Annotated in this window: 15 protein-coding genes; 10 read left to right on the forward strand and 5 right to left on the reverse strand. The window is 41.5% G+C overall.

Annotated features, from left to right (window positions below; translation table 11 throughout):
- Positions 1–14: 14 nt before the first annotated feature.
- On the forward strand, positions 15–728 hold the full coding sequence (locus tag AB4027_RS01760) for a B3/4 domain-containing protein (protein WP_368645719.1): 714 nt from the start codon (positions 15–17) through the stop codon (positions 726–728).
- A gap of 223 nt (positions 729–951) precedes the next feature.
- Here AB4027_RS01760 and AB4027_RS01765 read toward each other — a convergent pair whose 3' ends face one another.
- A complete protein-coding gene (locus AB4027_RS01765) occupies positions 952–1,521 on the reverse strand; it encodes a DUF3267 domain-containing protein (protein WP_368645720.1) in 570 nt (189 codons plus the stop codon).
- 175 nt (positions 1,522–1,696) lie between these two features.
- Here AB4027_RS01765 and AB4027_RS01770 point away from each other — a divergent pair, with 175 nt between their 5' ends.
- Complete coding sequence (locus AB4027_RS01770; RefSeq protein WP_368645721.1) at positions 1,697–3,058, forward strand: alanine/glycine:cation symporter family protein; 1,362 nt, start codon at positions 1,697–1,699, stop codon at positions 3,056–3,058.
- Between the two features lie 465 nt (positions 3,059–3,523).
- Here the strand turns inward: AB4027_RS01770 and AB4027_RS01775 are convergent, their stop codons facing one another.
- Positions 3,524–4,327: a MerR family transcriptional regulator gene (locus AB4027_RS01775; protein WP_368645722.1), complete on the reverse strand. Its 804-nt coding sequence runs from the start codon at positions 4,325–4,327 to the stop codon at positions 3,524–3,526.
- A gap of 91 nt (positions 4,328–4,418) precedes the next feature.
- Here AB4027_RS01775 and AB4027_RS01780 point away from each other — a divergent pair, with 91 nt between their 5' ends.
- The 5 genes from AB4027_RS01780 to AB4027_RS01800 all read left to right on the forward strand — a co-directional run bounded on the left by AB4027_RS01780 (position 4,419) and on the right by AB4027_RS01800 (position 7,422).
- Positions 4,419–4,988, forward strand: coding sequence for a hypothetical protein (locus AB4027_RS01780; protein ID WP_368645723.1), 570 nt, complete (start codon positions 4,419–4,421; stop codon positions 4,986–4,988).
- Positions 4,989–5,198: 210 nt separating this feature from the next.
- A complete protein-coding gene (locus AB4027_RS01785) occupies positions 5,199–5,732 on the forward strand; it encodes a hypothetical protein (RefSeq protein ID WP_368645724.1) in 534 nt (177 codons plus the stop codon).
- Between the two features lie 27 nt (positions 5,733–5,759).
- Positions 5,760–6,053, forward strand: a complete 294-nt coding sequence (locus AB4027_RS01790; RefSeq protein WP_368645725.1) for a hypothetical protein — start codon at positions 5,760–5,762, stop codon at positions 6,051–6,053.
- A gap of 122 nt (positions 6,054–6,175) precedes the next feature.
- Complete coding sequence (locus AB4027_RS01795) at positions 6,176–7,018, forward strand: hypothetical protein (protein WP_368645726.1); 843 nt, start codon at positions 6,176–6,178, stop codon at positions 7,016–7,018.
- Positions 7,019–7,188: 170 nt separating this feature from the next.
- The gene (locus AB4027_RS01800; protein WP_368645727.1) at positions 7,189–7,422 is read left to right on the forward strand and encodes a DUF3953 domain-containing protein; all 234 of its coding nucleotides are present in this window, start codon (positions 7,189–7,191) and stop codon (positions 7,420–7,422) included.
- A 164-nt stretch (positions 7,423–7,586) separates the two neighbouring features.
- On the opposite strand, the gene AB4027_RS01805 is transcribed toward AB4027_RS01800, so the two are convergent.
- Positions 7,587–8,018 (reverse strand): hypothetical protein, encoded by a 432-nt coding sequence (locus AB4027_RS01805; protein ID WP_368645728.1) that lies wholly within the window; start codon positions 8,016–8,018, stop codon positions 7,587–7,589.
- A gap of 432 nt (positions 8,019–8,450) precedes the next feature.
- Between AB4027_RS01805 and AB4027_RS01810 the strand changes: the two genes are divergently transcribed.
- Entirely contained in the window at positions 8,451–8,684 is a 234-nt protein-coding gene (locus tag AB4027_RS01810; RefSeq protein WP_368645729.1) for a hypothetical protein, read from the forward strand.
- A 387-nt stretch (positions 8,685–9,071) separates the two neighbouring features.
- Here the strand turns inward: AB4027_RS01810 and AB4027_RS01815 are convergent, their stop codons facing one another.
- Entirely contained in the window at positions 9,072–9,425 is a 354-nt protein-coding gene (locus AB4027_RS01815; RefSeq protein WP_368645730.1) for a type II toxin-antitoxin system PemK/MazF family toxin, read from the reverse strand.
- Positions 9,406–9,690: a type II toxin-antitoxin system RelB/DinJ family antitoxin gene (locus AB4027_RS01820; RefSeq protein WP_368645731.1), complete on the reverse strand. Its 285-nt coding sequence runs from the start codon at positions 9,688–9,690 to the stop codon at positions 9,406–9,408. The genes AB4027_RS01815 and AB4027_RS01820 overlap by 20 nt, the downstream gene beginning before the upstream one ends.
- Positions 9,691–10,260: 570 nt before the next feature.
- Between AB4027_RS01820 and AB4027_RS01825 the strand changes: the two genes are divergently transcribed.
- Both AB4027_RS01825 and AB4027_RS01830 read left to right on the forward strand, forming a co-directional pair.
- The gene (locus AB4027_RS01825; protein ID WP_091488102.1) at positions 10,261–10,521 is read left to right on the forward strand and encodes a hypothetical protein; all 261 of its coding nucleotides are present in this window, start codon (positions 10,261–10,263) and stop codon (positions 10,519–10,521) included.
- A gap of 188 nt (positions 10,522–10,709) precedes the next feature.
- On the forward strand, positions 10,710–12,161 hold the full coding sequence (locus AB4027_RS01830; RefSeq protein ID WP_368645732.1) for a DUF5050 domain-containing protein: 1,452 nt from the start codon (positions 10,710–10,712) through the stop codon (positions 12,159–12,161).
- The last annotated feature ends 127 nt before the right edge of the window (positions 12,162–12,288 follow it).

A 12,288-nucleotide genomic window follows, 5' to 3' on the forward strand; every position in this document is an offset into this window, starting at 1 on the left:
CGGAGGATAAAAGTATGACAAAAATCAACGTAAATAAAGAGTTCTGGGACCTGTTCCCTGATGCACAGATCAATGTGCTGGTCGTCAACGGATTGAACAATAACGCAGATGAATCAGATAAAGGGTATTTTGAAGGCTTGCTTGAAAAAGGCAAACAGGAAGCCAGAACATTCCTGACAGAGGAACCCTTCAGTCAGAATCCGGTGATCGATGAATGGCGACAGGCCTTCCGTCAGTTCAAAACGAAAAAAGGGGCCCGGTCATCCATCGAAGCCCTGCTCAAACGCGCCAGTCAGGACCGGGACTTTTCGCCGATCAATCCATTAGTCGATATCTACAACAGTGTGTCTCTGAAGTATGCCGTGCCTTGTGGCGGAGAGGACCTGGATGTCATCAAAGGCGACCTGCACTTGGGCAAAGCAAAAGGCGGCGAACCGTTCTTTCCGCTCGGGGCAGAGACTGATGCACCGGCCCTGCCTGAAGAGATCATTTACTATGACGACGAAGGAGCGGTCTGCCGCTGCCTCAACTGGCGTGAAGCCAAGCGGACGATGCTTCAGGAAGACACAGAAAATGCCGTTTTAGTCATTGAGTCCATCAACTCCGAACAGGCTAAACGAGCAGACCAGGCAGCTTCGGAACTGAAAAATCTGGTGGAAACGTATTTCCAAGTGGAAAGCATAGCCTATACGCTGACAAAAGACAATTCGTCGGTCAATGTAGATTAAGTAAAGCACTTCTGTGTGCCAGCCTTCCAAGAGCCGCTGACATCTATAAAATTTTCAAGCTAACATATAAACTAAGAGCCTTGAGCTGCAGACAATTATGTCAATGCAGCTCAAGGCTCTTTCTGTATTGTTTCAGACACTGTAACAGCATACTTCCATTCCAAATTTCTTGATTATTTCAATCTCTAAACGATTCGAAAATCCATCTATTTAGGTACGTCTGTCAGTCTTTCAGATACAGTGTCATGCCTTTTTCAGTGTCTTCAACAAGGATGTCGCCGGAGTGCCTGGAAAGCAGGATGACCCAGTAAAAGTCTCCCGCACATGACGCCGCATGGATCGAGGCATAGAAGACAAAGAAATACTCGGTGATAAGGCCAAGTGCCATCAGAAGCATCAGGCCGGCTGTAATGAAAACGAAGGGGGCCAGACATATCATGATGAAGCTGTTCTTTTGGTAATAGGAATTGGGACTGGTGGCATAGGCCATACCGTTCTTGAAGCCGAATTTGATTTTTCCCTCCGGATCGAACACTTTGAAGAAAATCCCGTGTATCAGTTCATGCACGACGATGAGTACAAAGTAAATGACTAAAAAGAGCGCAAGCGAGATCAGAAAGCCGGGCAGGTTATCCTTGCTGACACTATAGCCGAAATCACTGGTTCCAAAAAATACATAGGTAAAAGTAGAGAACAGGACGATGAATAAAAAGAACAACGGAATAACGGCCATATTTATCCAAAAAATCAGTTTTTTGTCGTCCATCAGGTTGTAATCTTTGAGTAAGGTCATAAGTGCGGACACCCTCCTATTATTTTTTACAATTAAATTTGAAAGAACTGTAGATAGTTTATCACACTAAGCAGCGTTTGGAAAAATCTAGTTAAAAAAAATGATGTACATTCGGTGCAGAGTTGTGTATATTTAAAATTAGAAAATAATGAGGAATGAATTAAAAGGGGGAAATATGGATAGATTAATGGAATTCAATGCGTTTGTCAATGATTTAGTCTGGGGATGGCCGTTTCTCATCTTAATAGTGGGGACGGGTGTCTTCTTAAGTATACTGACAGGATTCATCTCGGTCACTAAGTTCGGTTATGTGATGAAACAGACTTTCTTCAAGATATTCAAAAAAGATCAGGTCGGGGAAGGTGAAATCACGGCTTTTCAGGCAGTGTCGACAGCTCTGGCCGCTACGGTAGGGACAGGGAACATTGCCGGAGTCGGGACAGCGATCGCAATCGGTGGTCCGGGGGCCGTTTTCTGGATGTGGGTAGCTGCCTTGTTCGGAATGGCAACGAAATACGGAGAAGTCGTTTTGGCGATCGTTTACAGAGAGAAAACTGAAGACGGCCGTTTCGTCGGCGGTCCAATGTATTATCTGACGAACGGTGCCAATATGAAATGGCTGGGCATACTTTTCGCTCTCTTTGGGGCGATGGCCACCTTTGGAATCGGGAATATGGTCCAGTCCAATTCTGTCGCTGCTTCCCTGAATGAGACTTTCGGCATTGAGCCACTTGTCACGGGGATCGTGCTGGCTGTCCTGTCTGCTTTAGTGATCGTCGGGGGCATCAAAAAAATCGGAAAAGTGACAGAAGTCATCGTGCCCTTCATGGCCGCCATCTATATCGTGGGCGGACTGATCATCATTCTGGCTAACATCACATTGATCCCTGAAGCTATAGGTATCATATTCCGCGAGGCCTTCACAGGTAGTGCTGCAGCAGGCGGGTTTGCGGGTTCTACATTAACCATGTCACTGAGATATGGTGTGGCCAGAGGAGTCTTTACTAACGAAGCAGGACTGGGAAGTGCCCCGATCGCCCACGCCGCAGCGACGACGGATCATCCAGTCCGTCAGGGGCTATGGGGAATCTTTGAAGTCTTCGCGGATACCCTCGTCATCTGTACCATCACAGCTTTAGTTATCGTCATGACGGGTTCTGTAGACACAGGACTGGACGGCGCGGCGCTGACCACTTCAGCCTTTAACGAAGGGCTCCCGTTTGGCGGCTATATCGTGACGTTCGGACTGGTCTTCTTCGCATTTTCCACACTGATCGGCTGGTCTTACTACGGCGAGCGCTGCATCGAGTTCCTGTTCGGACCCAAAGTCATTCTCTTTTACCGACTGGTCTTTATCCCTCTGATCGTTGTGGGCTCTGTGGGTGGACTGCGCGCGATATGGGCGCTGGCTGATACGCTGAATGGACTGATGGCTCTGCCTAACCTGATCGGGCTATTACTGCTCAGTCCGGTCATCATCAAAGCAACGAAAAGCTACTTTGGCCGACACGGTATCTATGAACGGGAAAAAATATAATTGGAGGAGTCTGGGGCTACGCTGTCCCAGACTCTTTCCTGTTTTCACTCAAGTTAAAGTTTTTCAAACATGAGTGTGACGAGTTTCAATGCGTATCTCCCCAGCTATCTGTTCTAATAATGATATTGGAACAGGTTTTAATGAGAATTTTGTAAATAGTTGTTCCAATATTCGTTTTGCTACACGTTTTGATGCGTTTATTCTTAGAAAGATGTTCTAATAACGTTATTGCGACAAGTTTTAGTACGTATCTTCCTAGAAACCTGTTCTAATAACGTTATTGCGACAAGTTTTAGTGCCTATCTCCTCAGAAAGATGTTCTAATAAAGGTATTGTGACAAGTTCTGATGAAAAAAGTGAAAAAGTGGTGCTAATCACCTCAAAAGGCTGGTTAATAGGACCAAGTGGCTGCCTTAAAACCGGCAACTTAAACTGACAAGTCGGGATAAACTTAATGCTACACCGCTAGTTTTTGATTTTCACCTGGATCTCGGTCACCATATTATCCTGGTTTTTCTGAATAGAATCGAGGAGCACCTTTTCGTAAAAGTAGCCTTCTAGTTCGATCTCCTGCTCCCTGCAGTAGTTGATCAGTTTATCATAGGTCAGATATAGCGTGTCCTCGGTCCCCTGATAAACCAGTGACAAATACTCGCCGGCCGGCTTGAGATGGTGTCTATCGTCGTCTATAGGTGCATCGATATATAAATAGTCATAGGATTCGTCTTTTGGATCAGCGAACTTCTTAGTCGTGCTTATCATAAAGCCGTACTCGTTGTTTGGAAGGGTGTACTGGCTTTTCTGATCGACGAGCTGATGTGCTTCATCCAGAACATTCAGCAAAGACGGGTCTTTAAGCGGGTCACTTAATATCAGATAACTGTCATCTAAGGTGATGCGGTTGATGTCCATATGCGACCGCTCAGCCGTTTCAATGTATTCAAGTTTCCGTGAGATAATATCTTTGATAGTGTGCAGGTCTCGAATTTTTGATTCAATGTCATCCAGCTTGTGTTCCAGCGACAGCGTGTATTCGTTAAAACTGCCTGTTAAAATGTCTCTGATTTCATCAAGCGGCATGCCTAGTTCTCTTAAAGAAAGAATGATGCTCAAATCCATGATCTGCGTCATCGCATAGTAGCGGTAGCCGTTGGTATCCTTGAATTCCGGAGAAAACAGGCCGATCTCATCATAATAATGCAGAGTCCGCTTGTTGATATGGACAAGTTGTGCCAGTTCAGAGATTTTCAGGTACTTGCTGCTCTTCATAAAGCTTCACTCCTTGACTTTACAGCTACTGTATACTTTATGCTTAGGATAGTCAACTAAGATCCAATAGAATTTGGAAGGAGCTCATGCAGTGAATAATATAGGTGTGGTTCTCATCGATAAGGAGAATGAAAAGGAAAGTACCGCCGTATCTAAAAAAGTACTTCCTTATCTGAAAAAAGTGGGCAGAAGGGCTTATGATACGACGTTTGAAGTGATTGCTTTAACTGACTTTCTAGTACCGGTCGACGAGCAGTTAATGGTTTCAGACAAAGGGCATCAGCAGCTGGCTAAAAAAGACGGGTACATCTTTATCGTGCCAACTTTTTCAGGTGGGGTACCAAAAGATTACTGCCAGCTTTTCTCGAGTATTTCTGAAGAATTGAACAATAAAAGTGCGCTGGTCATCTGTTACGGCTCAGAAAATGACCGAAAAAACACCAAACAAAAAATCAATGAAGTCCTGCTGCAGTATGATATCGGACTGCCGACGTCGGACATTTTCCTCCCTGAGTACAACTTCTTTGACTGGCATTTAAAAGATGTCATCGAAGATTATATCGTTTCACGAATAAAAGAATTCATCTACTGGACACAGGCCATGAAGTATCTAAGAAACTTGAAGAGTTCTCTTGACCTCGAACGCTTTGTAGCAGATTAATTATTCTAAAAAAATATGGCTAAGCTCTGAATGACCCGAAGGATGGAGGTCGTCGGAGCTTTTTTATTTTTCTTAAAAATATAAACTCGAGGTAAGCTGCTAGTAGGAATAAGCAAATAAGAATCGTGTTTTAAGTGAGAGGGAGTTGTGATACACTAAATAAAATATATATAATTATTCATTTTCTACACATATAATAGGAGGAGAAAGATGACAACAGAACAAAAAGCAAATAAAGAGTTCCCTAAGGTAGCAATGCTCATATTTATCGTTGTTCTAATGGGAGTGGCTGTTTACGAGATGCTCACCCTAGATGCGGGACTTTCTGCACGAGAAGACACTGGGATACTTGTCGCAGGAGGCATAGTTGGTTCGATAGGTGGGATCATTGGTGCCCTGATCGGCTTGAGCATTCAATACGCCTTTATTAAATTACCTACTCAGTGGCTGTCCAAAGAGGAATTTGTCTATAAGAATGAGATATGGGAAGCGATATTCTATTCCAGCGCCATAGGAACAGTGCTTAACTTTATTCTAAGACTGCTTAACCTTCAGACGAATCTGCTTACCAGTTCTATTGTCAGTGTGATTACTGCCGGACTGTTTTTACTTATTTACTTTTCAGGAAGAGAAAAAGAGGTACATATCAAACGTGCTATCACGATCGTTCAGATTATTTGGATCGTTTTTGGTGTAGGTTTGGGAATCGTGTTGAATATTTTGTTTGCTGATGTGATCGTTTAACCATCAAAATCAGAAGGGAGATTGAACATGTCCACTAAAAAAAGCTTCCAGATTCTATGCGTTTTAGACCTTCTGCTTATAGGCGTCTACGTCCTGTACGTCGTTCTGCCGGAGAACTATTATCCGGGATATTATCCGATAGGCATTGTTCAAATCACCCTGTTAACAGGTGCGGTGATTTCTCTAAGCTTGTATCTCAGAAACCGTATAATGTTAAAGGAAATAGGGATAATGGATGGCTTGCTGTTAGCCGGTTATATCTTCTCGATCATGTTCATGGCTTATGGTGTCTTTATCTGGTACGCAGCTATGCCATCGTAATTAGAGAAGGATGGACAAATAAAATTCAAGTAAAAGGAGAGTGAAAACAGTGGAAACAGTGGAAACAGGAGAGCTGATCAAGTCATTAAGAAAAAGACAATAATTAACTATGGAGGGATACAGTGATAAAAAACGTAGTAGGTATAGTATTTGCAACACATTCTCTTGCTGCTTGCGAGAATGCTGACACAGCTCAGTATGCCGAAGAAATTGAAGACGCAAGTGAAGATTTATCTGAAGTGGATAATGGGCGGTTCAGCGTAACGACCAGTGTAGAAAGAGATGAAAGCGCAGTAGAGACTGAGACAGAAGGTGTATTCGTGATGACGGACGAGGGGATGGACTGGCAGACGTCCGTGGTCATGGAAGGACCTGACAGTGACGATTCAACGAAAACAGAGCTTTCGTCTGTGGATTCAACTACTTATGAACGTTTCGGTAGAGTCGATGAAGAAGGCAGATATATCGACCAGGATGGCGAAGTGGTCAATGATGCTGAATGGGTGAAAGCCGAAGAAGACTTTGGCTCTCCTCTGGAACCTTTACTGGACATAGACCTCGATGAGTCGATGATCGATGACATCACTAAAGAAGAACGAGATGCTACGGTGGTTTACACTGTAAATTACTCAGAGGAATTCTTGGAGCAGCAGAAAGAAGAAAACCTGTCAGAGTTAGAAGATGAGGTGGAACGTTTACAGGATGCAGACGCTAATGAACAGATCATTCAGTCAGTCGAACACAATATCGCTTATCAGGAAGGCCTTACTTATGAAGCGATCGTTCTGGAATCAATCGTCGATAATGAAGGCGTACTGGTCCAGTACACGCTGGAAACGGAAGTGCAAGAGTCCGTCGCCATCCGGCCAGACAGTGAGCCCGGAAGAGTGACGACGAGGAATAAGATTGAGATCCATGAGTATAACGATCCGGGAATCGAAGTCATCCTTGACGAGATGGAGTGAATCCGCGTTAGACTCGATTAACAATCTATAGTGCTATAGGTTTAAAGATAATTATTTGTTAATAAAAGTAGATCAGACTTTCAGATATAGTGGTGTTAAAACTTAGGGGTGTTTTGAGGAGTAAAAAAATAGGAGAATGATTCTTTATACATATAAGAGACAGACGGAGAGTGATCAAATTGTTAAAGACCCTTCAGAAAACATTTGCGATTATCACAGGAGTTATGGCAGTATATGCACTAATTTTTCAAAATTTTGAGGTAATACCTTATATGATGTTGTCACAAGGAGTCATGTTATTAGCAATAGGACTAAATGAAATGAACGAAGAACGAAAGAAAGCTGGAGTTGTGGTTATTATTGCCTCCTTATTTGTCTTCTTTGTTGGGATTTATACTTTCTAAAATTAATACCTGCATTTTTTGAAAGAATGAGATTTAAGAAGAAAGTGTTTGAGGTTTCAAGTGGAATAATCATTGTGGCAGCAACCATTATGTTCGAATTATCTGTAGAGAACAAATGCGAGAGTTAATATGAGTACGTCTATTGAGTACTCCATTGGCATTGCTCAAAAGGAAAGGGATTTAGCCTGAGCACGTCGAATGACCGCCCCATTGGCATTGCTCAGACGGGATTTAGCTTGAGCACGTCGAATGAACGCCCCATTGGCATTACTCAAACGGAAATCAACCTGAGCATGTCCAATGAACGCCTTATTGGCATTGCTCAAACGGGAATTATGCTGAGTACGTCGAATGAACTCCGCATTGGCACTGCTCAAACCGAAATTAACCTGAGCACGTCGAATGAACGCCACATTGGCATTGCTCAAGCCAGAATTAACCTGAGCACGTCGAATGAACGCCGCATTAGCATTACTCAAACGAAATTCAACCTGAGTACGTCCAATGAACGCCTCATTAGCATTACTCAAAGAAGGGTTGCCGTCAGTGCGCCTAATGAAAGTCGTCTGAGTGTCGCTCAAGTGTACTTTTAACACAAAATATCTCTTTCAGGTATCCGTTGATGTGCTCCTCGTACTATCTGCACTAGTTGGAATGACTCGTCACATTTCAAAATGGACGTCGAAAAATAAAATGGTCGGATTACACTACCGTTTTACCACTTCTCAGATCAGGTGGTATACAATAATAGTATCTGACTCATGCTTCAGTAATTTCTGATACCTGAAGATTTAGCAGAGGGTGTTTTCACAAATCTATTTAACAGAAAAGAGCCGATAAATGATGATGATTTTGGAAAATATATTACAAAGAGGCGCAAAAGGATGTTGAGTACCGACTTTATACTGATAATATTAATCATTCACGCTGCCATGATATGGGAGAATCGAAAAGGAATAACTTCAACAATAGTTGAGACAAATTTTCATGAGTGAGTTTTTTATTAACTAAGAGGGGGGAGAAATCTAGTGGAAAGAAGCAATAACAACGAACTGCAGCTCATCGCAAAAGTCATCACGCTCATTATGCTGTCATATATCGTTCCGGTATTTGGCATTGTCTTTTCCATATACATATTAACGAGTTCTGACATCATCAGATATGCAACCTGGGTCAAAGCACTAGCCACGATATCGCTGATCCTTCAGCTGCTGGTTATTTTAGGCATGGTCATCGGCTGGCTGGCGTGGATGTTTAGTTGAGGCTATGCAAAGATACACTTTCTGATAGGGTACAATATACTCAGGAAACCTAGTGTGGTTAAGTAGAGGAGATGAAGCATTCATCATGACAATGAAACTAAGAATACCTATCTTGTTTGCGATATTGTCGGTCACAGCAGCCGTTTATGAAAGCTTACCAGGATTATTTTTGTCTACTGATAATTACTTCTTGTACAGTTCTCAGTATATATTGACGATTATATCGTTGTTTTATTTGCTTGAAAAAATGAAATTTAACGAGAAAGAGGTTAAGCTTTCAAGTGGCATGATCATTGTGGCAGCAACCGTAATGTTCGAACTATTTATATAGAAAAATTTAAAGACGACACTAGAGCAAATCTAAAGTCATCTTTAAATCAACTGTTATTATTTATGGTAATCTATTTTCTTGATGAACTGAGCTAATCCATCGATATCGTCAGTGTCTAGAGCACCAATTTTTGTGACGCTGTCTAAATGTGTTCTATTCACTTTCAGTACGCTTCCCACATCGATCCAAGATGGTTTTTTCAGACCAGCTTCTTTCCAATGTTTTATTGGGTAATACTGCTTTCTGATTTTGGATGTTTTACTCTCATACTGGCTTGTCAGGCGAAAAAAGCTTAATTCTTCTTTATACGTACTGATGATGAGTACTGGACGTCTCTTCCCACCTGTTCCATCTAAATAAGAGACATAAAGTCCTACTACATCATTGGGGTTAATAGTCTTGTTCATCATCTTTGAACCATGCATCGACGTTTTCTTTAGTAGTTAGTTTCTTTACAGGCACATCTTCTGCAGCTTTTGATAAATCCAAGGCTGCTTTTTGTTTATCTGTCAACTTTAATTCAAAGGGGAGTCCGCCGTCCGCTACGACGCGTTTGTAAAAGGCATTTAAAACAGCTGTCTGATTCAGACCGAGTTCATTGAAAATGAGATCAGCTTCTTCTGCAAGGTTTTTGTCGATCTGAACTTGGATACGCTTTTTTTCTTTTACACTCATAAGAATACCTCCTAGTACACTATAAGTTAATTATACTCACATTCTACTAGTAAGTGAGTGAAATTACAACATTACTGATTGGCTTAATTTCGATGGAGTAGGCGGGACAATTAATAATGGAACTATTGCTTTCTTGGCGGTGTAAGTTTTGCTACAATAGAGAAAAATAAACATATACATATTGAGGTATACACAAAAAAGATGTTGGGTATATAATACTTTCAAAATTACAGTCGAACATTGATTCATAATCTATTGATTAAAAGTTGAGGGATTATACATACTGAGGATTACTTATTGTACAGTTCTCAATATATATTGACGATTATATCTTTGTTTTACTTATTTGAGAAAATAAAGTTCAACGAGAAAGAGATTAAGCTTTCAAGTGGCATAATCATTGTGGCAGCAACCGTTATGTTCGAAGTGTTTGTATAGAACAATTCAAAGCTAAAAGTGCTAAAACTTAAGATTAGATATAAACATTTACAATCGAGAAGCAAAGTTCTCATCTGATTTTAAATTTTTTGAAGCGACATCAGCTATATTATTATGTGAGGAGAGATAAGTATGGTTAAAGGAATAATTGGCAGTGTATTTATTTTAGCGTCTGCTATTCTTTACAGCACAAAATATTTGTCAGCTGCTTTGATAAGTGTAAACAGTGGTTCATGGGGTGAAGACCGATTTATACAGGCATTAACTTATACCCCGGATATATTTAATCTATTTATATATCTGTCTTTTGGAGCAGGAATACTGTTGATTCTGTGGTATATCAGTGAAATCAACCAGAAAGCTGAAAAAGAGTCGGATAGCATTGATGATTAATTGTTAATAAAATCTCTCGCAGACAGCTCAGACTTAATGAAGTGAACTGTTCGCGAGGGATTTTATTTTATAGTGAAACATTAATATTAATCTAATGCCAACAACCGCTTTCTTGAAGGTGTGAGTTTTGCTACAATAGAAGAAATAAACCTATACATATTGAGAAACTTACAGAAAGGGATGCGGGGATGCCGAATAAAATACTGAACTATCTTAATCTGCTTCTGCGAAGTGCCTTATTTCTTTACCTGCCAGTCGTTTTACTGCTTTCACTCCTGTACCAGATCGTCTTTGGCGTAGCGATGCGTTTTGACTGGCTAACGGTCCTTGGATATTTAGGTGTTGTAGTGAGCTGGATGTATTCGAGATACAAACATAGACTTGAGGAAGAACAAATCAGTGATGTCAAACATCTGGAACGGACATTAAATCAGAACCGCTGGGAAATCATCGACCGCAGAAGAGATACGATCATTGCCAGGCCCACCTTTGACTTGCCTTTTAGTCTGATCATCGATGATAGAGTAGAAATCCACTATAAAGAGGATACAGCGACAATCAGTGGGCCACTGCATTACGTGACGATTTTGTCGGAAACTATTCGCGAAGGATCGCCTGAAAAGAAATGGAAGTTCAGAAAAGTATTCGGACTGATATTCTCATTAATATTCTTTCCATTCCCATTTATCCGGGAAAGTGGTATTTTGTGGGAAGTGGATGTCATGAAGCACAATGCAGCAGCATCTGAAAAAGCTGAGACTATAAAAGTCGAAGGTGAGTTCCAACCTACAGTTGAAAACATCAACAATGATGGCTTGGGCGCGGAAGATACTGATCATATCTTCTACGTTCATGGGGACTCTTCAGTCATCAAAACAGATAAGGATCTGAATTTTGAAGAGACGCTTGTGAGAAATAACCACCTTAATACCTACAGGAATATCAATCTCATAGGGGGCTGGCTCTACTTAACCAATAACGAAACGATGCGTCGGATGAAGACGGACGGGACAGAGGAACAAGTCCTGTATGACCTTGGCTATACCACGGATGTCCATGTTACAGAAGAAGGCATTTACTTCATCAACACGGTGGACCACTTCAACGTTTACCGCATGGATCTGAATGGAGAAAATCTCAAGCGGCTGATGGATGTCGAAGCCAGTGACCTTGCCGTATACGGTGATGAGTTGTTTGTCAGTTATGACAGCGTCGTCGAACGCAGGAATCTTGACGGCACTGGGAATGAAGTGATACTCAATGAATCAGCGAGAGATTTAGTCAGGCATGATGGCTATTATTATTATATTGGCTCTGACGGAAAATTGTATAAACGCAATGAAAATCAGGCATCGGATACAACAGTGCTGGTAGACAGAGCAGTCGGGACGTATACACTGACAGAAGATAAAGTCATTTATACGCTTAGTTCTGACAATGATATTCATCCGAGTCACGGCATTCACGAGACGGACCATAACGGTTCTCATAGTGAACGCGTCTATGCCACAAACTATGCGGACAGTCTGACCAAAGTTGGAGACTCGATCCTGTTTCGTACCACGAGCGGTCTTGGAACGATGGAAATGAAGCGGTATGATTTGAAAAGCGACAAAATTGGCGGCATCTATATTGAGTGATTCAGTAAAGGATAGCGAACAAGAAAACAATCTTAAATAGTAAAGACCTCTATTCTCATTTAGAGAAAATAGAGGTCTTTAGTGATTTATTATAAAAAGTTTGTAAGATTTTGATGGTTGGTGCGTC

The sequence above is a fragment of the Alkalibacterium putridalgicola genome, from assembly GCF_040959045.1.
Lineage (GTDB): Bacteria > Bacillota > Bacilli > Lactobacillales > Carnobacteriaceae_A > Alkalibacterium > Alkalibacterium putridalgicola.

Coding starts and splice junctions, on each gene's coding strand:
- AB4027_RS01765 (WP_368645720.1), bottom strand. CDS start 1,521: ATGACCTTACTCAAAGATTACAACCTGATGGACGACAAAAAACTGATT.
- AB4027_RS01815 (WP_368645730.1), bottom strand. CDS start 9,425: ATGATGAACAAGACTATTAACCCCAATGATGTAGTAGGACTTTATGTC.
- AB4027_RS01785 (WP_368645724.1), top strand. CDS start 5,199: ATGACAACAGAACAAAAAGCAAATAAAGAGTTCCCTAAGGTAGCAATG.
- AB4027_RS01820 (WP_368645731.1), bottom strand. CDS start 9,690: ATGAGTGTAAAAGAAAAAAAGCGTATCCAAGTTCAGATCGACAAAAAC.
- AB4027_RS01760 (WP_368645719.1), top strand. CDS start 15: ATGACAAAAATCAACGTAAATAAAGAGTTCTGGGACCTGTTCCCTGAT.
- AB4027_RS01830 (WP_368645732.1), top strand. CDS start 10,710: ATGCCGAATAAAATACTGAACTATCTTAATCTGCTTCTGCGAAGTGCC.
- AB4027_RS01790 (WP_368645725.1), top strand. CDS start 5,760: ATGTCCACTAAAAAAAGCTTCCAGATTCTATGCGTTTTAGACCTTCTG.
- AB4027_RS01825 (WP_091488102.1), top strand. CDS start 10,261: ATGGTTAAAGGAATAATTGGCAGTGTATTTATTTTAGCGTCTGCTATT.
- AB4027_RS01775 (WP_368645722.1), bottom strand. CDS start 4,327: ATGAAGAGCAGCAAGTACCTGAAAATCTCTGAACTGGCACAACTTGTC.
- AB4027_RS01770 (WP_368645721.1), top strand. CDS start 1,697: ATGGATAGATTAATGGAATTCAATGCGTTTGTCAATGATTTAGTCTGG.